This window comes from Deinococcus sp. YIM 134068 (genome assembly GCF_036543075.1).
GTDB classification, from domain to species: domain Bacteria; phylum Deinococcota; class Deinococci; order Deinococcales; family Deinococcaceae; genus Deinococcus; species Deinococcus lichenicola.
The window spans coordinates 68,041-88,460 of the sequence record NZ_JAZHPF010000012.1 but is presented as its reverse complement, the minus strand read 5'-3'; the positions used below and the strand labels follow the sequence as shown (position 1 = coordinate 88,460).

The 20,420-nt window shown below is 72.0% G+C and carries 16 protein-coding genes and 1 tRNA gene; 2 read left to right on the top strand and 15 right to left on the bottom strand.

The annotated features are described in order from the left end of the window. Positions 1 to 17: 17 nt before the first annotated feature. From V3W47_RS12675 to V3W47_RS12615, 13 genes are all read right to left on the bottom strand, one after another. Positions 18 to 239: a hypothetical protein gene (locus tag V3W47_RS12675; RefSeq protein ID WP_331825583.1), complete on the bottom strand. Its 222-nt coding sequence runs from the start codon at positions 237 to 239 to the stop codon at positions 18 to 20. A gap of 130 nt (positions 240 to 369) precedes the next feature. Beyond that, positions 370 to 1,776 carry an aminotransferase class V-fold PLP-dependent enzyme gene (locus tag V3W47_RS12670; RefSeq protein WP_331825582.1) on the bottom strand — a complete coding sequence of 469 codons (1,407 nt, stop codon included), beginning with the start codon at positions 1,774 to 1,776 and terminating at the stop codon, positions 370 to 372. 174 nt (positions 1,777 to 1,950) lie between these two features. Continuing rightward, entirely contained in the window at positions 1,951 to 2,769 is an 819-nt protein-coding gene (locus tag V3W47_RS12665) for a class I SAM-dependent methyltransferase (protein WP_331825581.1), read from the bottom strand. A 76-nt stretch (positions 2,770 to 2,845) separates the two neighbouring features. Further along, positions 2,846 to 3,478, bottom strand: coding sequence for a LysE family translocator (locus V3W47_RS12660; protein WP_331825580.1), 633 nt, complete (start codon positions 3,476 to 3,478; stop codon positions 2,846 to 2,848). A 63-nt stretch (positions 3,479 to 3,541) separates the two neighbouring features. Continuing rightward, a complete protein-coding gene (locus V3W47_RS12655; RefSeq protein ID WP_331825579.1) occupies positions 3,542 to 3,799 on the bottom strand; it encodes a hypothetical protein in 258 nt (85 codons plus the stop codon). 12 nt (positions 3,800 to 3,811) lie between these two features. After that, entirely contained in the window at positions 3,812 to 7,126 is a 3,315-nt protein-coding gene (locus V3W47_RS12650; RefSeq protein WP_331825578.1) for a Calx-beta domain-containing protein, read from the bottom strand. Positions 7,127 to 7,275: 149 nt separating this feature from the next. Continuing rightward, a complete protein-coding gene (locus tag V3W47_RS12645; RefSeq protein WP_331825577.1) occupies positions 7,276 to 7,698 on the bottom strand; it encodes a hypothetical protein in 423 nt (140 codons plus the stop codon). Positions 7,699 to 7,965: 267 nt separating this feature from the next. After that, the gene (locus V3W47_RS12640; protein WP_331825576.1) at positions 7,966 to 8,178 is read right to left on the bottom strand and encodes a hypothetical protein; all 213 of its coding nucleotides are present in this window, start codon (positions 8,176 to 8,178) and stop codon (positions 7,966 to 7,968) included. Positions 8,179 to 8,294: 116 nt separating this feature from the next. Then, positions 8,295 to 11,825: an ATP-binding protein gene (locus V3W47_RS12635; protein WP_331825575.1), complete on the bottom strand. Its 3,531-nt coding sequence runs from the start codon at positions 11,823 to 11,825 to the stop codon at positions 8,295 to 8,297. 255 nt (positions 11,826 to 12,080) lie between these two features. Beyond that, positions 12,081 to 12,163 (bottom strand) — tRNA-Leu (locus tag V3W47_RS12630). Positions 12,164 to 12,215: 52 nt separating this feature from the next. After that, positions 12,216 to 13,469: a phosphoribosylamine--glycine ligase gene (gene purD / locus V3W47_RS12625; protein WP_331825609.1), complete on the bottom strand. Its 1,254-nt coding sequence runs from the start codon at positions 13,467 to 13,469 to the stop codon at positions 12,216 to 12,218. Then, positions 13,469 to 14,389: an MBL fold metallo-hydrolase gene (locus V3W47_RS12620; RefSeq protein WP_331825574.1), complete on the bottom strand. Its 921-nt coding sequence runs from the start codon at positions 14,387 to 14,389 to the stop codon at positions 13,469 to 13,471. Before V3W47_RS12620 ends, purD begins: the two co-directional genes overlap by 1 nt. Further along, the gene (locus V3W47_RS12615) at positions 14,386 to 14,559 is read right to left on the bottom strand and encodes a hypothetical protein (RefSeq protein ID WP_331825573.1); all 174 of its coding nucleotides are present in this window, start codon (positions 14,557 to 14,559) and stop codon (positions 14,386 to 14,388) included. Before V3W47_RS12615 ends, V3W47_RS12620 begins: the two co-directional genes overlap by 4 nt. Before the next feature lie 142 nt (positions 14,560 to 14,701). Between V3W47_RS12615 and V3W47_RS12610 the strand changes: the two genes are divergently transcribed. Beyond that, positions 14,702 to 15,448, top strand: coding sequence for an ABC transporter substrate-binding protein (locus V3W47_RS12610; protein WP_331825572.1), 747 nt, complete (start codon positions 14,702 to 14,704; stop codon positions 15,446 to 15,448). A gap of 431 nt (positions 15,449 to 15,879) precedes the next feature. On the opposite strand, the gene V3W47_RS12605 is transcribed toward V3W47_RS12610, so the two are convergent. Further along, entirely contained in the window at positions 15,880 to 16,572 is a 693-nt protein-coding gene (locus V3W47_RS12605; protein ID WP_331825608.1) for a 16S rRNA (uracil(1498)-N(3))-methyltransferase, read from the bottom strand. After that, positions 16,569 to 17,408, bottom strand: a complete 840-nt coding sequence (locus V3W47_RS12600; RefSeq protein ID WP_331825571.1) for a 50S ribosomal protein L11 methyltransferase — start codon at positions 17,406 to 17,408, stop codon at positions 16,569 to 16,571. The genes V3W47_RS12605 and V3W47_RS12600 overlap by 4 nt, the downstream gene beginning before the upstream one ends. A 448-nt stretch (positions 17,409 to 17,856) precedes the next feature. Here V3W47_RS12600 and V3W47_RS12595 point away from each other — a divergent pair, with 448 nt between their 5' ends. Next, entirely contained in the window at positions 17,857 to 20,064 is a 2,208-nt protein-coding gene (locus tag V3W47_RS12595) for an HD domain-containing phosphohydrolase (RefSeq protein ID WP_331825570.1), read from the top strand. The last annotated feature ends 356 nt before the right edge of the window (positions 20,065 to 20,420 follow it).

The window sequence follows — 20,420 nt, the reverse complement described above, 5'->3', positions numbered from 1 at the left end:
GTCTCATCCCCCGGCTGTCAGCTCGTCCGGGCCACCTCTGGCCGCCTGTGTGTCACGCTCACGGGCGTTGTCCGCGTGACCTGCCCGGTGCCCTGGACCTGGAGATCACCCAAAAGGTCATCCACATCCACTCCCAGCGGCACGGTCGGCGGCACATCCAGGTCAACCACCGCGTGCCCACGCCCGCCCCGGCTGCGGGTGGCGGTGCGGTCGCGTCTCGCCGCAGGTCCGTGGGTCATGTCGTCCTCCCTGGAAGGAGCCGTCCTGTTCCGGCTCGTCGTGGGCCGCTCAAGTGCCGGACCGCAGGCTGTCTTCGGGCCGGAACCACCTGAGTCTGGAATTTCACCGACCCGTCCCTCTCCTCATCCCTCACCGACCCGCAGGGCCGACGACGGGAACGTCCCGTCCGCCCCGGACCCTGCGGCGACCGGCGACGATGGCCGCCAGGGCGTCCACGGCAACATCCACTTCTTCGGGCGTGTTGTACAGGTAAAAGCTCAGGCGGCAACTTCCCGCAGGCGTCAGGCCGAGCGCGTGGTGCGCGAGCGTGGCGCAGTGACACCCGGCGCGTGCCTCCACACCGGCGTCGTTCAGGGCATGGGCCAGGTCCCCCGAATCGTGCCCCGCCACCGTGAAGGCGACGAGCGAGGTGCGCCGCGCCGCGTCCCCCGGCCCATAGATCGTGAGGCCCGGAATGGCCTCCAGCCGCTCCAGCGCCCTGGCGGTCAGATGCCGATTCCACGCAGAAATCCGGTCCATCGCTCGCCGCGTCGTCTCGCGTTCGATGGGCCTCCCGGTGCCGAAATAGTGGGCCTGGGTCGGCGTCAGCGCCAGGTCGTGCAGCAGGCGCAGGGCCTGGGCCGAGACGATGGCCCCGAGGATGTTGGGCGTGCCCGCCGCGTACTTCCACGGCAGCGGGCCGTACTCGACCCCACCCGGAAAGACCCGGCCCTCGGCGATCATGTCCCCGCCGTACAGGAACGGCAACGAGGACTCCAGCAGGTGCTCGCGCGCATACAGCACGCCGACGCCGAAGGGGGCGAGCAGCTTGTGGAAGGAGAAGGCGAGGTAATCGGCCCCCAGCGCCTGCACGTCGGTGAACGTGCCCGGCACGAGTTGCGCCCCGTCCACGAGCAGGTAGGAACGCTCCTCGCCGTTCGGCTGCACGTAACCGCTGGCGTCGGCCAGGTCCCGGACCGTTTCCAGCGGCGGACGGGTGCCGAGGAAGTTGGACGCGCCCGTGCAGCACACCAGCTTCGTCCGGGCGTCGATCAGGGAGGCGAGGTGTTCCAGGTCGAGTTCGCCGGTCTCCGGGTCGAAACGGGCCAGGCGGCAGTCCACGCGCCGCCCGAACCTCGGCAGGATGTCGCGGCACAGCGCGGACCACGGGACATAGTTCGAGTTGTGCTCCAGCATCGTCGTCACCACGTTGTCGCCGTCGCGGAACTCGGTGAGCAGCGAGTACAGGACAGCGTTGATCGCCTCGGTCGTGTTGCGGTACAGGGCGACGCTGCGGCGGCTCGGCGCTCCCAGAAACTGCGCGATGGTGTCGTAGGCGTCCTCGAAGAGCCGGGTCAGCTCCCGCGAGGCGTCCGACTGCCCCCGGTGGACGTTCTCGTAGCCGGGCGCGAGCGAGCGGTACAGCTCCAGCAACTCGCGCGGCGGCTGGGTGCTGGCGGCGTTGTTGGTGACGACCCGGCCTTCCGCTGGGAACAGGAAGTGATCACGGACGGCGGCGATGTCCCATTCGGCTGAACTCGTGTCCGTTGGGTTCATGGTCTCCCCTTGAAGTGGGCCGTCACGGGCCGGGCCACGCGGCGGCGCGGGTCGCCCACAGCCTGAATCGGGCGGGAGAGGTTGAGGCGCGTGCAGAACACACCACGTCCCCGAAGGGATGGGGGAGTCCTCCTGAGTGTCTGCTGCCACGTCCCTCCCGGTCTGCCCCCGTGCTCATGAGGCCCGCCGACCCCAGGCCCCGGCCAGCGCGGGCGGCAGCACCACGGCTCCCGTCGCCTGGGTGGCGGCGGCAATACGTTGCGTGAGGGTCCCGATCCCGAGTTGCTCGGGCGTGGCAATGCCCGCCGCTATGATCTGCGTGGCCAGCGCGCCGACCACCCCACCCAACAGCGCCGGGCCGCGCGGGTCGTCCGGGGCGAGGTAGCCCTGGATGCCGAACGTCTGCACGTCCGCGAGGCCCGCCCCCTCCAGCAGCATCGCCAGCCCCGTTCCCATCACCGGGTTCGCGCCCGCGCTGCGAAAGGCGGCGTCCACCCACTCCAGCGTCTGAGTCACGAGCGGCACGGCGGGTTCGGCGCGGGACGACCCCAGGTCAAAATCCAGCACGAGCATCAGGCCGCCGGGGCGCAGCGCGGTGAGCTGATGCCGCAGCACCTCCACCGCGTCCGGCAGGTGAAACAGGATCAGGCGTCCGACCACCGCATCGAACGGCTCGGCGTCACGCCAGTTCCGCACGTCGCCCTGCACGTAGGTCACTTGCGGATGGTCAGCGGCGCGCGTGCGGGCCACCTCCAGCAACTTCACGCTGGTGTCGAGGCCGACCACCTGACCCCCTGGGCCGACGAGTTCGGCCACAAGCCCCGCCACGTGGCCGAGGCCGGTGCCGAGATCGAGCACCCGCATACCGGGGCCGACTCCCGCCGCCCGCAGCAGCAGGCGGGTCGCGGCCTCGATGGAGGCGGCCTGGCCGTCCAGCCGGGCGATTTCCTGATCGCTTGAGCCGAGGGCGTAGTTCGGGGCGGTCTGTGTCATGGTGAGTCTCCTTGTCTCCAGCGTCTTGGGGCGGCGGCGGGGCTGTGGGCAGGCTGTGGGCGGCCCAGCAGGCGGTTCAGTCGCCACGTATTCCTGCCGCCGCGCCCACCCCCAGGACGATGTACATGCCGCTGGCCGCGTGCCTCCAGCGCCGGGCAAACGCCTGATTTCCGCTCAGGGTGCGCCCCAGGCGGCTGGACAGCAGGGCATACGCGCCGTCATTCAACACGGCCAGAACCAGAAAGGTCAGCCCCAGCACCAGCGTCTGCGCCGCCACCGCGCCGTTCTCGGGCCGGACGAACTGGGGCAGGAAGGCCAGAAAGAACAGCGCCGTCTTCGGGTTCAGGGCGTCGATCAGCGCCCCCTGCCAGAAGACCTGCCGCAAGCCATGCGGTGCGGCAGCGCCGTGCTGGGGACCGCCGGACCTGTCCAGCAGCGTGCGAACCCCCAGATAGATCAGGTAGGCCGCGCCCAGCCCCCTGACCACCCCGAACAGCGCGGCGGAGGAGACCAGCAGGGCCGAGAGACCCAGCGTGGCGGACAGGACGTGAACCAGTCCACCCGCCTCCACGCCCAGCACCGACACCAGCCCGGCCCGCCATCCCCGCCTCAGGCTGCACGTGACGACGAACAGCACGGTGGGACCGGGAACCAGCAGGATCGCCAGGGTGGCGGCGGCGAACAGGCACAGGGTGGTCAGGTCGGGCATGGGTGTTCCTCCAACAGGCCAACCGGGCGATGAATCCGAGGGCGTGGTTCGGGCTGAGCTGTGTCATGGGGATTTCCCTTGTGTGGAAGGGTGCAGGGCCGGGATGCCGCCCTCCCGCCTCAGCGCCCCGATCAGGTGCCAGGCGTTCAGAGGCAGCAGCAGCGCGTGGAGCAGCAGGACCGGGTGGAGACCGGCCCCCACGGCGTAGGCGATGAACGCGAGGTTGCTCGTGATCGCCAGCGCCCGGAGGGGCACCATGTCGCGCGTGCAGAAGGTCGCCAGCACCAGCCCGGAAGCGAGATAGCCAAGCGGCTCGGACATGTTCATAGGAAGCTAGGGGTTGACGCGCGCCAGGCCGTAGCCGATCCGGGTGCCGTTGATCGCGAAGCCGCCCAGCACGATCTGGCCGCCCGGCTGCACCGCCACGCTCTCGGCCCCGTCGAAGGCGTCGAAGAAGGAGATGGTCAGCCTGCCGCCGGAACCGAAGCTGGCATCGAGCGTGCCGTCCGGGGAAAAGCGCGCGACCCCGAAGTCGGGATTCGACCCGTTGGAACTCTGCCCGGCGACGACAATCCTGCCGTCGGCTTGCAGGGCCACCGCGCGGCCAAAGTCATTCAGGGTGCTGAACGCGGTCGTCGCCAGACCGGCGGTGCCGAAGCTGTTGTCCGGGCGACCGTCGGCGGCGAGGCGCATCACCGCGAAGTGGCTGGAGCGGGCGGGGAACACGCCGACGGACGCACTTCCCGCCAGCACGATCCTGCCGTCCCCTTGCAGGGCCAGCCCCTCGTCGAGGCGGTGCTCGGCCACCGCCGTTTTGCCGCCGCTGCCGAAGCCGGGGTCGAGGCCCCCGCCCGCGTCGTACCGCACCAGGCCGGTCCGGTCACGGTTGTTCAACGTGCTGTAGCCCGAGACCAGAATGCTGCCGCCCGGCTGCACCACCACGTTCCGCGCGAGGTCAACCTCACCGTCGAGATCGGTCGTGACCTTCCCGTTGCCGCCGAAGCCGGTGTCGAGCGTGCCGTCGCTGGTGTAGCGCGCGACCGCGAAATCGGCGCTGCCGCTCAGGGTGCTGAGGGCCGCGCTGCCCACGACGACGATCCTGCCGTCCTCCTGAATCGCCACGCCCTCCCCCAGGTCGGTCAGGCCGCCAAAATCGGTCGTGACCCTGCCCCCCGTCCCGAAGCCCGTGTCGGGGCTGCCGTCGGCGTTGTAGCGGGCCAGGGCGAAGTCGAAGTTGAAGAGGTTGTTCGCGGTGCGGCCCACGACCGCCTGCCCGGCGACGACGATCCTGCCGTCGCTCTGGATTGCCACGCCGCGCGCCTGATCCGCCCCGGTGGCGATGTCGGTGGTCACGGTGCCCGCGTCGCCGAAGCCCGTGTCCAGGCTGCCGTCCGTGTTGTAGCGTGCCAGCACGAAGTCGGTCACGGAGCCGCCAACCATGACGATCTTGCCGTCCGGTTGCAGCGCCATCGCCGTCTCGTCGCCGCCGAACGCGGTGCTGACCTTGCCGCCGTCGCCGAAGCTGGGGTCGAGGCCGGAGGTGGGGGCTGGCGTCACGCAGTTCACCTCGACATTGGTGATGTCGGCGGCGGGGGCCGGGCCTTCGCCGTTCAGGACGCTGCACACCTGCGCCGGAGCGGTGGGCTGGGTCTTGACCCGGACGGTGTAGGGAAAGCCTGGAAACTGCCTCTCCGGGAAGGTGAACGGCCCGTTGGCCGCTATGGGCAGGTCGGCCCGGTCGCCGACTTTGTTCAGGACCAGGCCCGTGCCGACCAGGCCCGTGACCGTCCCGCCGATGGTGAAGCTGGGCGGCGGCGGGGGCAGATCGTCGTCCCCCAGGGTCAGGACCGCCGTGGTCTGGCTCCCCAGGGCCGCGCACCCGCCGGGCTGTGACAGCGTGAGATTCACGGTTCGGTCCGGCTCGCCGTGAATCAGGTTCTGGAGGATGGGAACCTCGGCGACCCGTTCCTCCGCATCGCCGTCAGCGAAGAAGACGGTGGCGTTGACGGGGGTGTAGTCCGTGCCGCCGCTGGCCGTGCCATTGCTGGTGGTGAGGGTCGCCGTCACCGCGCCGCCGCTCCCGCCCGTGCGGGTGATCCTGACGGGCTGCGCGGCCCCGCCGAACTCATCCATTGTGTACTCGGCGGCGCTGAATCCGATAGCACCCGCCGGACCGGAACCGGGGACGCAGGGGGCGGGTTCGACCAGCACATCGACGGGTGGCACCGGCCCCGGAGTGTTGGTCGGCTCCAGCCCGGTCAGGGTGAGGGCCGTGCCCCCGATGCCCAGCGGGTCGCGCAGGAAGGCGGCGGCGGCGGAAGGAGCTTCCCTCCCTCCCCGGCTCTTGTTGCCCTGGCGGTTGGTGGCTTCTGCCAACGCCGTACTGCTGAGCGTGAACTCCTCGCCTACGTTGATACTCGACAGGTCCACCGTGTAGGTCCGGGGTCCCTTGAACTCCAGAAGGGCTATGTTCTCACCACTTGAGATGTCGCCGGTAAAATCTCCCGCCGTCCAGAGCGGGACTCTGGACTGCATGGACGGAGCCACGTTGGACACAAAGTTTCCGGTATGACCCCGCATCTCGGCATTGCCCGCGACGTAGTAGAAGGTCTTGCCCGGTGTGGTGAGCGTGCCGCCGGTATAGGCGTGCACGGTCATGATGAGCTGCCCCCGCACCAAATCCTGACAGGCGTCCAGTGCACTGATCTGGTCGGGCGGGTAGTTGCAGGCCGGGACTGTGCTGGGAAGGTTGTTGAACCCCCCGTTGTCGTCTCGCAGGTCGATGAACGCGCTGGTGAGCGTAAAGGACAGCGAGGCGTCGGCGGCGCGTTTGACGAAGCTCTGGCGCTGTCTCAAGACGACGGTGCTGCCTGCCGGACTCTCGGGGTCGTTCGGGTTTCCGTAGGGCGCTTCGGCAAATACGCCGTAGGTCACGCCATCAGCAGTCGAGAAGACCTGACCGTTGGCCCGGCGGTCCTGGGGAATGACATTCCCGCCGACGGACGTGATTTCGTGGTCGAGCAGCTCGTTCGTGAAAGGGAACATGGGGCCGAAATCCCGGATGTCCTCGAACAGCCCCCCAGTCTGGCTGCCGCTGAAAATCTCCGTCTTGGTCATGCCCCGGCCCCGGTAGTCGCTGAAGGTCCACTCGCGCAGCGGGTCGTTGCGCTGGAGCGGTGGAACGACGACCTGGCCGAACGAGAATCCTGTCACCGCCCCGCTGACGCTGTTCGCGCCGAACGTCGCCCCGGCGACCCGTTCCCACTGATTCTGAGCGTTGGTCTTGTACAGCTCCGGCGTGCTCCCGGCGGGCACCGAGGCGGAGTTGAAGGGCAGCGTCATGGTCACGGGCTGGGCGAACGTGGTGCCGTGCGGCGTGAAGGCGAACATAGGCCCGGAGGCCGTGAACCCGCCGGGGAGCGCGGGCGAACCCGCCGAGGTCTGCTCGATGCCGATGGTGGTGGTCGTGGACAGCGCGCCGGGGGGAATCTCCACCTTCGCGCCCGCCGCACTCGTCAGCGTGCCGCCCGCCGGGCCGATGGCCGTGCTGGCGGGTGGGCTGACCCCGCCTTCCCCGCCGCACGCCGCCAGCGTGAACAGCGGACCGGCGGCCACCATTGCCCGGCGAATCATCCAACTTCTCTTCATGTCGCTCACCTCAGAACCTTGACTTCGCGGAAACGGTGGCCTGACCTCTGTGTGGGCACTTCTCTCGGTGCGGACGAGGCACAGAGGGGTGGAAGGCGGCCAGCGTCCACCCCTCTGTCGCTCGGTGTACGGCCAAGCTCCTCGCTCGACTAGCCGCCGCCGGTATCCCCACCCCCTCCGGTGTTCCCGCCGCCGCCGCCATCCCCGCCCCCGGTGTTGACGTTCACGTCGCCGTCGCCTGTGACGGTGACAGTCACGTTGGTGCCGTCGCCGTCGCCTGACACCGCACCGTAGACAGTGGCCACCAGGGTCGCGACCGCAATGACCAACATTGCTGTCTCGAAGCCCGTCATGGCCGACGTTTCAACGTTTCCCTGATCGTTCACCGCCCGGTCGAGCAGGGTGTCGAGGCCGGCCACCTGCTGCGCCGGGATGTGCAGGGTTATCCCGCTGGCAATGACCTTCTTGGCACGTTCGGGGTGGGTTTTCACCAGTTTCAGGAACTCCTGAGACCGGTAGGTTCTGCGCGGATCGAGGGCTTCGGCTGGGCTGGTTCTGGATGCCTGTTGCATAAATCTCTCCTCAAGCGTGGGGACCGAGGTTGTGACCGAGCTGTTGAGGTCACGGATCACGGCACGGCGAAGGTCGGTCAGGCTGATGGTCGTGGTGGGAGTCCTCCAGGAGTGGCGCTGTGGTGAAGTCGCCGGAGAGAGGGCGGACGAACGGTGGCGGGCACGGCGAGTTACAGGGTGTTCATGGGCATCTCCTCGCGCCTCATCCCTGACCTCCCGAGGGGGGTGGCGGATGCTGACATCGGTCGGTCCGGCGGCCCGTGACCCTCAGCGCAGCCCGCGTGTGGTCGCGAGCGCCTCCAGAAAGCGCATCAGGTCCATCAGGCTCCCGAACTCGCGCCGTTCGAGGGGGTGGCCCTGGGGCGACGTTCCCTCCACCGACGCGGCCCAGGCGTGGCCGGGGTGCGCGGGTCGCAGGCGCACCTCCAGCCGGTAGGTGGGCACGACTTCTGGACCGCCGGACTCGGAACGGTGCGGCATGGTTTCACCCCGAGCCGACCTTAGGACTCGCGGCGTTCCTTCCGCGTTCCCGCCCGCCCCGTGCGGCGTTCCCTGGGCATGAGCACGGAGTGGGGGACGGTCGGCGGGTTCCTGATTCAGTCGCCCAGAACAGCTTCGAATCGGCGGAGCAACCCCGCGCGCAGTTCGGGGTGCCCGTCCAGGCCGTCCGCGAGGGCCGTCAACGTGGCGCGGGCATGAGCGCGCACGGCGGAGGGGTCACGCCCGGCACGTCCCAGGGCGCGCAGGACCGTGATCATCAGGTCCAGGCGGTCGGTGGGCGCGGCGTGATCGAGGTCGAGGTCGCTGATGGCGCGCCCGAGAACGTCCTCGGGGACCTCCCCCAGCGTGAGGTGCGCCTCCAGCCGCGCCCCCAGCGCGCGGGCCTCCAGCGGCGAGGGGCAGCCGGGTTCCCCGAGCCGGGCCAGGGCGGCGGGGGCGTCCCCGGTCAGGGCCAGCACACGCGCCAGTTCCAGGCGGTGATCCCAGTGGTCCAGGAAGGTCGCGTTCTCCAGGCAGGATGTACCGCGCAGGCGTTCCAGGGCACTCTCGGTCAGCCCGGCGCGGTATTCCAGCCGGGCCGCCACCGTGTCCAGGGTCGCCCGGTAGGGACGCAAGACCCCCTCGTCACCGAGGTCCGCGCCGAGGTCCACCACCCGCCCGAGTTCTGCCCACGCCGTCGCCGCATCTCCCAGCTCGGCGTGAAGGGCCGCCCGCAGGAGCCGCAGCTCGGCGATCAGGGGCGCGACGTTCAAGGTGAGCGCCCCGTCGAGCGCCGTCCGGGCCGAGTCCACCGCCTCGCCGAGCTGGCCGTCGGCCCAGCAGCGGCGGGCGTGCAGGCCGCCGAGCTGGGCCTCCAGGCGCAGGTTCTTCCCCCGGCACAGCCGCAACCCCCGCGCGATGTCGTGCGCGGCGGCGGACGCGTGGCCCTCGTTCAGTTCGAGCAGCGCGCGGGCACGGTAGGCGAAGCTCAGCGCGCTGGGGTGGTCGTGCTCCAGGGCGACGGTGACGGCCTCCCCGAGCGTGTGGCGGGCGGCCCCGAACTGGCCCAGGTGAATCTGGAGGGTGCCCCGGCTGCTGGGCGTGAAGAGGGCGAGGGCCTCCGAACTCCCCGCCCAGGCCGCCCCGGCACGCGCGTTGTGCCCCAGCGCCCGCCCGTACTCCCCCAGATACAGGGCAACCCCGGTCAGCCCGTTCTCGATGCTGCCGATCAGTTCGTCGGGAACGCCCTCACCCCCGGTCCGGGCACGCTCCAGCGCGCGGGTGAGACAGCCGTGCCCGAGGCCGACCTGCCCCAGCCGGACCTGCGCGTGCCCGGACAGGTAGAGCGCCTCCACCTCCAGGGGGCGGGACAGGCCGGGCAGCCCCAGCGCGCGGCGGGCCTGCCGCAGGGCCTCGGCGGACTGCCCGCGCCAGAGGTGGTACATCCCGCGCTGAAGGTACGCCTGCGCCCGCTCGTCCGATCCGCCCCCGGCCTCCGCCAGCCGCTCCAGCCGGTCGAGGCCGTCCCCGTAGGCCTCCAGGTCGGTCAGTTGCCGCAGGAGCCGGACGCGCCGGACCTCGAGCGGCCAGCGGGGCGGGCCGTCCCCCGCGTGTCCTATCGCCCGGTCGATGTAGGCCAGGGCCTCGCGGTGGGCGTAGACCCGCGCGGCGGCCTCGGCGGCCCGCCCCAGGTGCGGCAGGGCCTCCTCGCCGCGTCCGGCGCGCTCGAAGTGGGAGGCGACGCGTTCGGGCGGGGCCTGGGCCGCCTGAAGCTGGTGGGCCAGGGTGAGGTGCGTCAGCCGCCGCCGTTCGGGACCCAGCGACTCGTCGAGGGCGCGGCGCAGCAGCTCGTGCCGGAAGTGAAAGCCGCCGGGCACCGGCTCCAGCAGGTCGGCGCGGCAGGCCTCCTCCAGCGCGTCCAGGCGCGCGAACCCGTCTGCCTCGATGCCGGCGAGCCACGCGCTCTCGAACGGCTCCCCGGCGAGGGCCGCGCCCCCCAGCAGACGGCGCGAGAGGGGTCCCAGGCGGGCCACCCGCTCCAGCACGGTCTCGCGCAGGGAGGGGGGAATCGGCAACTCCGCGTAGTCGCGGGTGGACTCGTCGAACGGCGTGGCCCAGCCGCCCTCCGGCGCGGACGTGAGCAGACCCGTCTCGAGGAGGCCGCGCAACAGTTCGAGAATGTACAGGGGGTTGCCGCGTGACGCCGCGTGCAGGCGACGCGCGAACAGGACGCCCCCGCCCGCGCCGGAGAGGCCCTGCACCAGCGCCAGCACGTCCGGCTCCCCCAGCGGCCCCAGCGGGAGGGTCTCCGACAGTCCGTCGCGCCGCAGCGCCCCGAGCATGTGCCGCGCGACGCCGGACGTTTCCAGTTCCAGCCCACGGGCCGTGGCGACGCAGCGTGTGTCCCCGCGCCGGACGAGGTGCGACACCAGTTCCAGCGTGCCCTCGTCGAACCAGTGCAGGTCGTCGAGCACGAGCATCTGGCCGCCGAGCAGGTGGGTCACGGCCCTCGAGAGGCCCTCCAGAAAGCGTGCCCGCCCGTCCCCCACCGCCGGGGGCGGGACCGTGCCGGGCGCGCATTCGGGCACGAGGCGCGCGACCTCCAGCCGCCACACGTCGCCGAGGCCGTCCGGCGACCAGCGGCGGGTTTCGAGCGCCTCCCGGATCAGGTGGGCCACCGGGGAGAACGGCGTGTGCCGCGTCTCCTCGCGGCCCCGCAGGGTCAGGCCCGCGCCGTGCGCGCCCGCGAACTGGGTGGCGAGGCGGGTTTTGCCCACCCCCGGCTCGCCCACCAGCACGGTCAGGGGACTCCCGGACTGGTGAAGCTGGAGCCAACTGGCCTCCCGCCCGACCAGCGGTGCCCGCAGCCCCTCCGTCCGGGCCGGGTTGTTCCCCGCCGGGGGCGAATGGCCCGGTGAATCCCGGCGGGCACGCTCGGCGAGGGCGCGCGTCGCCCCATCGGGGACCAGCCCCAGCGAGGCGGTGAGCGCCCGGAACCGCTCGTAGAGCGCCCTCGCCTGACCCCGGTCCCCCAACGTCAGGTGCAGCCGCATCGCCTCACCCAACGCCCGCTCGTCGAAGGCGTCGAGGTCGAGGACGCGCGAGACCAGCGCCAGCGCGCCGCGCACGTCGCCCCGCGCCTCCCGCCCGGTCGCCACGTCCAACTGCACCTGACGCCGCAGGGCCGTGTGGCGGGTCCGGTGGCCGTCGAGCCACTCGGTCCAGGCCTCCGACTCCAGGTCCAGCCCGTCGAGGAGTGTGCCCTCGCCCAGCAGGAGGGCCTGTTCCGGCTCGCCGCCCACCACCAGCCGCCCGAACTCCAGCGCGTCCACCCGTGCGCCGCGGCAGGCGACGGTCTCCCCGCCGGCGTCCAGGTAGGCCCCCAGGCGCGTCTCGCGCAGGGTGTGCAGCGTCTTGCGAAGGTTGCTCCGCGCGCGTGGCTCGCCGAGGTCGCCCCAGAGCAGCTCGGCCAGTTCCGCGCGCGGGCGCGGCCCCTCGAGCGCCAGCACCGCCACGAGCGCCCGCGCCTTGCGGCCCCCGAGTTCGAGCGGCACCCCGTCCACCACGAGGGAAAACGGCCCCAGCACACGCAGTTCGGGGCCAGCCCCCGCGCCCGCCGTCCCGGCTGGGCCGTGCGCGCTCGTCATGCGGGGAGTGTACGCCGGGCGGCGGTGGGGGGGCCGAAAGACCGTTCGGGACCTGGGTGGGAAGGTCTCGAAGCTGACGGCGACGGCGTTCAACCCCGCCGCCCGGCGTACACCTGTGGACCCGAGCTGCCCTGGGTCCACGAGGCCCTCCTCCGGACTCGCCCCGGCAGAAAGCAAAAACCCCCGCCTGGGCAGGGGCCTGTGCTTCTTCCTTCTCTCTTCCTCTCTTCCTATCTTCTCTTCCGTGCTCCTCGCTGGTGCCGGGGAGGGGACTCGAACCCCTACGGTTTCCCGCTCGATTTTGAGTCGAGTGCGTCTACCAATTCCGCCACTCCGGCCCACACCCCGCGTTTCGGGGCAGGCGGATGCTAGCGCACCCGGCAGCGGGGGTCAAACGGCGGGAGGCTCGGGCCGCGCGCCGATGCGGGCACCGAGGTCACGGCGAAGCTGCGCCCCCGCGAAGCCCACCCGGTCAGCGAGGGCGTAGGCGCGGCCCAGCGCGGCGTTCAGGCCCGGTGCCGTGGCCGTGACCGCCAGCACCCGGCCCCCGCTACTCACGAGCCGCCCCTCCCGCTCGGCGGTCCCGGCGTGGTAGATCGTCTCCCCCGGCTCGGGGTCGGGCAGGGTGAGGGGGATGTCCCTCTCCGGCTCGCCGGGATAGCCGGGCGCGGCGAGGATGACGACGGCGCTCGCGCCCGTGCGGAAGCGCACCGTGTCCGGGTCGAGGTGCCCGCGCGCCGCGTCGAGGGCGTGCCGGGCGAGGTCGGAATCGAGCAGGGGCAGCACGGCCTCCGCCTCTGGGTCGCCGAAGCGGGCGTTGAACTCCACGACCCTCGGCCCCTGCGGCGTGAGCATCAGCCCCGCGTACAGCACGCCCACGAAGGGGTGGCCCTCCGCACGCATCCCGGCGAGGGTCGGCTCGATGATTTCGGCGCGGATACGCTGAAGGTCCTCCATTGAGAGCGGGAAGGGGCAGATCACGCCCATCCCGCCCGTCATGGGGCCGGTGTCGCCCTCGAAGATCGTCTTGTGGTCCTGGCTGGGCGGGGTCAGCGCGTACCGCTCGCCGTCGGTGAGGGCGAGGACCGTCACCTCCTGCCCGGTCATGAACTCCTCCAGCACGGCCCCGGCGTCCGGCTGCGTGAAGATGTCGCGGAGCGCCGCCTCCGCCTCCCCGTGCGTGTGGGCGATGGTGACGCCCTTCCCGGCCCGCAAGCCCGCGTCCTTGACGACGAGGGGGAGGGGCTGGGAGGCGGCGTGGGCCAGCGCCTCCCCCAGGTCCGAGAAGCTGCGGTGGGCGGCGGTCGGGATGCCGTGCCGAAGCATGAACGCCTTGCTCCACGCCTTGTCGCCCTCCAGCCGGGCGGCGGCGCGGGTCGGGCCGAAGGCGGGCACGCCGCGCTCCCGGCAGGCGTCCACGAGTCCGGCAGCGAGGTACGCCTCCGGGCCGACGATGACGACCTCCACCTCCTCCCGCACGGCGAGGTCGGCGAGCGCGTCGGGGTCCTGCGGGGAGGCGAGCACGCGTGCCTGACGGGCGATGCCGGGGTTGCCGGGCGTGCAGAGGACCTCGTGCCCCGCCCGCGCGCAGGCGTCCACGATGGCGTGTTCGCGGCCCCCGCCTCCCACGACGAGGACGCGCATCAGGCGCTCCCGCGCGCCGCCGCACGCTGCCAGTACCGGACCAGCCCCTGCACGCTCATCCACGGGGGGCAGGCGAACTCGTAGCGGGCGGGGAGGGTCGGGTCCTCGGCCCGCAGCTCGTCCAGCAGCGCGCGGGTGAACGTGTCCGTCAATTCCGCCGCGTCCTGCCCGCGCCCCAGCCCGTCGCGGACCCGGCCCGCGTCCGTCTCCAGACTGGCGAGCAGGCCGTCCCAGTGGGCCGCCGAGGTGGGATGGGGGCCGAAGTGCGCGAGGTGGAGAGTCTGGGCGTCCAGTTCCCGCAGCCGGACCACGCTCGCCCGCCAGGCGGGGAGATCGATGTCCGGCGGCGGGGTGGGGGCGCGGGGCGTCTGCCGCTCCGAGAGCCGGATGCCGCCCACGTCTCCCACGAAGAGGTCGTCTCCCACGTGGTACGCGAGGTGGTGGACGGCGTGGCCCGGCGTATACAGGGGCAGAACCTCCAGCCGTCCGAGCCGCAGGGTCTCCCCACCCGCGAGGACGGTCAGGCGGTCGGGGGGCACGGGGCGCATCTCGCCCCACAGGCGGTCCATGTGCTCGCCGTAAATCTGGCCCGCGCTCGCCAGCAGCCGCTCCGGGCGGGAGAGGTGCGCCGCGCCGCGCTCGTGGACGTAGGCCCGCGCTTCAGGCACCCGGTCGAGGATCGTCCCCGCCGCCCCCGCGTGGTCGAGGTGGATGTGGGTGAGGAGGAGGTGCCGCACATCGGCGAGGGAGGCCCCCAGCCCCGCCAATCCGGCTTCCAACGCGCCCAGCGTACTTCCCGGCCCCACGTCCACGACCGCCAGCCCGTCCCCCGTGTCGAGGACCGAGGCGGCGATCACGCCCGGCGTGTCCTGAAAGTGCAGGTCGAGGGTCCGTACCCCGGACTCGGTGGGGGCGGTCACGCGCTCCCCAGCAACCGGGCACCCGCGAGGAGCGCCGCCGCCGCGTACTGCACGCCCACGAAGAGGCGCAGCACCCGGACGTTCGCCGCCGTCCTCAGCGGCCCGAGGGTGAGCGCGAGGATCAGCGTCGCGCTCAGCACGATGAACAGCACCACCAGCCACAAAGCCATGCCCGGAGTGTAGCCGAGGTGGCCCCGCTCCCCTCCCCCCACCCGGCCCTCCCCTGTCAGGAAGATGTGATGAAGGGGGAATTAAGCTCGCGGTAACGCAGCTTCAACAGACAAGGACCCCGACTATGCAAGGACCCCGACCATGACCCATGCCTCCACGTGCCTCCGCCTCCTGACCCTGACCCTGACCACGTTCGCCCTCGCCCTGTGTGCCCCCCACGCCGGGGCGCGGCCCCTCTCCGCGATCAAGGAGAGCGGCGTGCTGCGCGTGGCGACGCCGGGCGACATCCCGCCCTTCACGATGGGCACGAGCGTGCAGCCGAGCGGGTTCGAGATCGAGCTGATCGAGCAGCTTGCCGCCGACCTCGGCGTGAACGTGTCCTACGAGCGCGTGCGGCTCGACGGGCTGACGAAGGCCTTGCAGGAGAACCGGGCGGACGTGGCCCTTGGGGCGCTGGCGCACACGAGCACGCGCGAGAACCGGACCGACTTCACCCGCCCCACCGTCTGCGCGGGCGTGGCGCTGGTGTCGCTCGACCCCCGCCTCAAGGAACCGAAGCAGCTCGTGGGCAAGACCATCGGCGTGAGCGCGGGCAGCGTGATGCAGGCGTACGTCCAGAAGTTTCCCTTTGAGAAGCGCGTTACCGTCTACTCCACGAACGAGGAGTTGACGATGGCCGTGCTGACCCGCAACGTGGATGCCACCTTCGTCTACAGCGCGATGCAGCTCGCCCTCAAGCGCCAGTTTCCGAAGGTGCCCGTCAACTTCGGCCCCGAGCTGTGGAGCGTGCCCATCGGCATGATGCTGGGCGAGGACAGCGACTCCACCCGCCTCGCCCTGAACGCCAGCCTCGACCGCTTCGCCAAGACCCCGCCTACACCGCGATGATGGTCAAGTATTTTGGCAAGGACATGAGGTGCAAGAGCTGAGGTCCTACCCCTCCTCATCTCTGATCGAATCGGAAGCCAGGCCGGTTCGGTCTTCTCTTGGTGGGCGCAAGGGACAACGAAGGGTGGGGGACCCGGAGCGACGGCTTGCTTTTGGAGGACGAGAGGAGTTGTCATTCTGCCCTCCGGGGAGGCCAGGCCCACTCACCCCCACCCGGCCTCCCCCCTCAAGGGGGAGGAGCCAAAAGAGCGAGAGCTTGAGCTTTGTTCTCCCTCCCTCCTTGTGGGGGAGGGGGATGACGAGTACCGCTCGTCCTCCTGCCAGACAGAGAGAACGTCCTCGCCCCCCTGATCCGTCCCTCACACCAACTGTTCAAATGGGAGTAAAAGAACGAACCTTCCTCCTCCCCACGCTCCTGCACCTCCCGACCCTCACACCCCCGTCGCCACCAGCGCCCCGAGCAGCGCCACCGGGGCCGTCTCCGCGCGCAGGACGCGGGGGCCGAGGGTGACGGCGACCGCGCCGCGCGAGACGAGCGAGGCGACTTCCGCGTCGGCGAGGCCACCCTCCGGGCCGGTGAGGAGGGTGACGGGCGCGTCCCAGTTCAGGTGATCGGTGAGGCGGGCCACGGCACCGGGATGGGCGACGAGGAGGGCACCGTCCCACGTCAACTCCGCGAGGGGCACCGGGGCCAGCACCTCGGGCGTGACGGCGCGGCGCGACTGCTTGCTCGCCTCCTCGGCGATGCGGCGAAGGCGCGAGAGCTTCTGCGCGCCGATCTCGCGGGCGTCGGCGTGGCGCGTGACCACGAGCTGCACGCGCGAGACGCCGAGTTCGGTGGCGGCCCGCACCACATCCGTGAGCTTGTCGCCCTTGAGGAGCGGCGCGGCGAGCGTGACAGGTTGCGGCGTCTCGGCGGCCCCGGTCAGGAGCGGCCCGAGCGTGAGGACCGCCCGCCCCTCGTCCAGCACCTCCACGGTCGCCTCCGCCTCCGCCCCGCGTCCGTCGAACACGCGCACGGCGTCGCCCGTCCGCAGCCGCAGGACGTGGAGGTGCCGCGCCTCACGCGGGCCGAGCGTCATCTCGGGAGTCAGGGCGTCCACCCGGACGCGGTGGGCGGTCATGGCCGGGCGGGCGCGCGGGCCGTGACGAGCGCCCACTCCCCATCGAACGTCTCCCGCACGTCGGTGAAGCCCTCGCGGGCCAGCGCGGCGCGCACGAGGTCGAGTCTGGCCGTGAGGATGCCCGTGAGGACGACCGGCTTTCCCCCGATCAGATGCCCGGCGTACTCCCCCATCAGCAGGTCGTGCAACTCCGCGTAGAGGTTGGCGACGAGCACGTCATACCCGACGAGGCCGAGTCCACCGTCGTGAACGTCCGCCTCACCCAGGGCACCCTCCACGAACACCGTCCGGTCCCGCACCCCGTTGATCTCCGCGTTCTCGACAGCAATCGGAATGGTGATGGGGTCGATGTCCAGCCCCAGCGCGACGCGCGCGCCCAGCAGCACCGCCGCGATGGCGAGGACGCCGCTTCCGGTGCCCACGTCGAGCACCCGCGCGCCCCCGCCCTGCGGCCCGAGCGTCTCCAGTCCCAGCCCCGACAGCGCCTCCACCGCCATGCGCGTCGTCTCGTGGTGCCCGGTCCCGAAGGCCATGCCCGGCTCGATGACAACCGCGAGTTGCCCCGGCTCCACCTCGCCCCGCAGCCACGGCGGCACCATCGTCACGCGGCCCGCCCGCACCGGGCGCAGGGTGCGCCTGAACTCGGCCTGCCAGTCCTGATCCGCCTCCTCGCGCCACTCGCCGTCCGAGACGGGCGCGGGCAGCTCGATCCGGTCATCGAAGTAGGCCCGCACCACGCCCGCGCGCTCCTCCAGTCCGGTGGCACCCGCCTCCCACAGCAGGTCGAGGTCGGGGTCGCGGGTTTCCAGGGTGCCGGGCAGCACGTACACGAGCATGGGCCGAGTGTAGTGCGGGGAGACGGACTGTGGGTTGCAGGGCGTGGAGAGGAAGCATCTCGCCCGCGTCGCCGTCCCTTCCACACGATCAACGTTCATCCTTCTCCTCGACGCACCCGGTCCGAGGTCCCGCGAGGTTCCTCGGCGCTCCCATGCCCCCTCCGGGGCACGGGGATGCTCAAGCTCAGCCGTTGCTGACTGACTGGCCCTTGATTCAGTGGCCCACAACCGAATACTTCTAACGGGCAGACGTGCGACAGTGCAGCGCCCGGAGGAGCACCCACCTTTGAAGTCGAGCCGCGCCAGCGCCCCCGTCCTTGCCCATTCCAGCCCCCAGGCGGTCCACGCCAGGGCCGTCCATTCGCATGCGTGGGCCTCACCCGACCCGTCCGGGGGCGACACGGAGGACCGACCACGCCCGCCCCACGTCGCGCCCGGTGGAATCAGGGTGCGCTGGCTGTCTGACGGGACCCTGACGCTGCACGCTGACTCACCCGCCGAGGCCAGGGCGGCGCTCGCGTGGCTGCCCGACCTGACCGAGCCGCACCTGACCCGCGCCCGCCTGACCGGCCACGCGAGGCTGCCGGGGTCGGGGGTCGCCGGGCTGCGGCTGCCCGGCCTGGGCCGACGCGCGCCCTCCGCCGCCCTGCTGGCCGACCCGGACCGCCCGGACGAGCTGAGGCTATGCTGGCCCGCCCCCGCCGCGCCGCCCGTCCCCGTGCCCGCCACCGCGCCGCCCGTCCCCGCCGCCATCCCCCCAGCCCTGCTGGGCTGGCTGGGCCTTCCCTTCGCCGAGGCGCTGCATGCCGCCGCCGCGTGGCTCGCGCGGGACGGGGCCAGGGTGCGGGTGCGCCTGAGCGACGGGGTGCGGCTCCACACCGCCCACCTGGCCTGGCGGGGCGAGGCGGGGCCGGGGGAGCAGGTCTCGTCTTCCGCTTCCGTCCTCCGCGTGCCCGTCCTCGACGGGGAGACCCTGTGCGGGGACGTGGAGTGGGCGGCCCCCGGCCCGCAGGAGGATGCGGGGGCCGCCGCGCAGGTGCTCGCGCACGTCGCGCGGCAGGCCCGCGAGCGCCACGAGGCCGGGCACCGCGTTCGCGCCGGACGCCTCGCCGCCGAGTTGCACCGCCGCCTGCTCGCGCTCACCACCCACGAGGCGACCCCCGACGCGCCCCTGCACGCGGCCATGCGCCTGCTGGGGGCGACCGGCGCGGCGCTCGTCACGCGGGGGACCGGGGGGGCAGGCAGCGGGGAGGGAGGGGCCGGGGAGCTGAACGGTCCCCTCACCCTGGGCAGCCTGAGCGGGCCGGGCGTGGGTGCCCTGTTGCGCGCCTCCCTGCTGCGCCGCCTGCCCCACAGCCGCGACCTCACCCCCTACCTGCTGCCCGTGCCCGACCTCGCCGAGCGCGGGTACCTGCTCGTCGTGCCGCTGCGGGCCGCCGGGGAGACGTGTGGGGCCTGGGTCTTCGCGTGCCCCTATCGCCCCCTCTCCCCGGTGCCGGAGGGGTGGGCAGCGTTGCAAGGCGCGGCGCGGCATCCGGCCCTCCTCGCCAGCCTCGCGGGGGGCGGCCCGGAGGCGGAAGGCGGGCGCACCCCCACCAGCCTGCTGCGGAGCCTGGGGGAGACGGACTTCCCCTCCACCCTCGCCGAGCGCGGGCTGAGCCACCTCGTCGGGGCGAGCGGCGCGCAGGCGGGGGCCTACCTCACCCTGCGCGGTGGGTCCGACTCCGGCTTCCGTGTGGGCGAGATTTCCGCCGTGCTGGAGGTGGGTGGGCAGGAGGTGGGGGGAGCAGAGCAGCGCCCCGCCGCCCGCCACCTTCCGCCGGACATGGTGCGCCGCGTGGCCGGGGGAGGCGAACCCCTGGCGCTGACCGCGCCCCACCCGCTGCTGCCCGCGCCCCTGACGAGTGCGCTGCTGACCCCGGTGCGGAACGCCGGACGCACGAGCGGCGTCCTCGCCCTGCTCGACACCCGCGCGGGCGCGCAGCCCGCCCCGGAGACGCCCGGCCTGCTCGCCCTCCTCGCCGAGCGGGTGGGGCAGGCCGCCGAGCGGCAGACGGCGCTGTGGACGCTGGCGCGCACCCGCGAGCAGGCGTTCAACGTCCTGGGCAAAGTGCTCGAATACCGCTCCTACGAGACCAAGGGCCACACCGACCGCGTGACCCGGCTCGCCCTGCGACTGGGCACCCATCTCGACCTCGAATACGACGACCTCGCCCACCTGCGCTGGGGCGCGTACCTGCACGATCTCGGCAAGATCGCCATCCCCGACGCGGTGCTGCTCAAGCGCGGCCCCCTGACCGCCACCGAGCGCGAGCTGATGCGCGGCCACGCCACCATCGGCGAGTTCATCCTGCGCGAACAGGGCTTCGTGCCCCCCGAGGTCCTCGCCGTCGTGCGCCACCACCACGAACGCTGGGACGGGCGCGGCTACCCCGACGGCCTCCAGGGGGAGGACATCCCCTTTCTCGCCCGCCTCTTCACGGTCGTGGACGTGTACGACGCCCTCACCAGCGAGCGCCCCTACAAGCCCTCCTGGACCCACGAGGACGCCCTCGCCGAACTGGGCCGCATGTCGGGAAGACACCTGGACCCGGCGCTGCTGGAGGCGTTCCTCAGCCTGCCGGAGGGACCGGGTGAGGGAAGGGATGAGGGATGAGGCGGGGATAGGTAGTTGAGTCGTCACGTCGCCCCCTCACCCCGGCCCTCTCCCACGAGGGGAGAGGGAGAGAAGAAGCTCAAGCTCTCGCTCCCCAAAAACCGTCACTCTCGACGCCCGATGCTTGCCCGTGAGCGGACGCCCCACGCCACCACCACGCCTTGCTCGCGGAGCTTCCTGGGTGGGCCTTCCAAATAGACCGCAACAAGATCAAACCTTGCCACGCCGGGAACCCGACCACGGGCGCGGCCAACAGGCCCTTTGCCTAGCGCAGCGCCGCTCCCCCTGCCCCCTCTGCTTCGCAGCTTTGCAAGTCTGGGGGGTGGGGGCAAGCCGAGGCAAGATGCCCCTCCCCT

Bases quoted from the DNA above. Each gene is read 5' to 3' on its own strand.
- V3W47_RS12635 (WP_331825575.1), bottom strand. From the start codon at position 11,825: ATGACGAGCGCGCACGGCCCAGCCGGGACGGCGGGCGCGGGGGCTGGC.
- V3W47_RS12655 (WP_331825579.1), bottom strand. From the start codon at position 3,799: ATGTCCGAGCCGCTTGGCTATCTCGCTTCCGGGCTGGTGCTGGCGACC.
- V3W47_RS12640 (WP_331825576.1), bottom strand. From the start codon at position 8,178: ATGCCGCACCGTTCCGAGTCCGGCGGTCCAGAAGTCGTGCCCACCTAC.
- V3W47_RS12610 (WP_331825572.1), top strand. From the start codon at position 14,702: ATGACCCATGCCTCCACGTGCCTCCGCCTCCTGACCCTGACCCTGACC.
- V3W47_RS12665 (WP_331825581.1), bottom strand. From the start codon at position 2,769: ATGACACAGACCGCCCCGAACTACGCCCTCGGCTCAAGCGATCAGGAA.
- V3W47_RS12645 (WP_331825577.1), bottom strand. From the start codon at position 7,698: ATGCAACAGGCATCCAGAACCAGCCCAGCCGAAGCCCTCGATCCGCGC.
- V3W47_RS12605 (WP_331825608.1), bottom strand. From the start codon at position 16,572: ATGACCGCCCACCGCGTCCGGGTGGACGCCCTGACTCCCGAGATGACG.
- V3W47_RS12670 (WP_331825582.1), bottom strand. From the start codon at position 1,776: ATGAACCCAACGGACACGAGTTCAGCCGAATGGGACATCGCCGCCGTC.
- V3W47_RS12660 (WP_331825580.1), bottom strand. From the start codon at position 3,478: ATGCCCGACCTGACCACCCTGTGCCTGTTCGCCGCCGCCACCCTGGCG.
- purD (WP_331825609.1), bottom strand. From the start codon at position 13,469: ATGCGCGTCCTCGTCGTGGGAGGCGGGGGCCGCGAACACGCCATCGTG.
- V3W47_RS12600 (WP_331825571.1), bottom strand. From the start codon at position 17,408: ATGCTCGTGTACGTGCTGCCCGGCACCCTGGAAACCCGCGACCCCGAC.
- V3W47_RS12615 (WP_331825573.1), bottom strand. From the start codon at position 14,559: ATGGCTTTGTGGCTGGTGGTGCTGTTCATCGTGCTGAGCGCGACGCTG.
- V3W47_RS12650 (WP_331825578.1), bottom strand. From the start codon at position 7,126: ATGAAGAGAAGTTGGATGATTCGCCGGGCAATGGTGGCCGCCGGTCCG.
- V3W47_RS12675 (WP_331825583.1), bottom strand. From the start codon at position 239: ATGACCCACGGACCTGCGGCGAGACGCGACCGCACCGCCACCCGCAGC.